The sequence below is a fragment of the Collinsella sp. AF29-7AC genome (genome assembly GCF_003475665.1).
Lineage (GTDB): Bacteria > Actinomycetota > Coriobacteriia > Coriobacteriales > Coriobacteriaceae > Collinsella.
This window is the reverse complement of the sequence record NZ_QRQX01000023.1, coordinates 1-333: the sequence shown is the minus strand read 5'-3', so window position 1 is coordinate 333 and position 333 is coordinate 1. Positions and strand designations below refer to the sequence as shown.

Sequence of the window (333 nt, the reverse complement as noted above, 5' to 3'; positions counted from 1 at the left end):
ATAAAATAATATAGTATTAGATAGCGGGCACGGTTTCAATCGAATCCGTGTCCGCTGCTGTATGTGTGTCCTTGCACGCCCAATATGTGCCGTAAAAGCCGCCTTCTTCAACGTCAAAGTGAATGGGCTTCATTTTTGCCTTTTAAAATCCAATTTTCACGATTTGCATTTTCATCCCGTTGTCACCGACCCTTGCGAGAAACCGGAAAAAGCTGCTGACAGAAGGGTCTCTCAAATCGTTGTAACCCAGCATATAGCCGCGACTTGTGACCTGCAGACGGCTGTTCCACGTGCCGATTTCCTTGGCGGCATCCGAAACCGCAAAATATGCCC

1 pseudogene is annotated in these 333 nt (G+C 47.4%); it reads right to left on the bottom strand.

Annotated features, from left to right (window positions below):
* Positions 1–142: 142 nt before the first annotated feature.
* A pseudogene (locus tag DWZ15_RS08970) lies at positions 143–333 on the bottom strand (class I SAM-dependent methyltransferase); the annotation flags it as partial.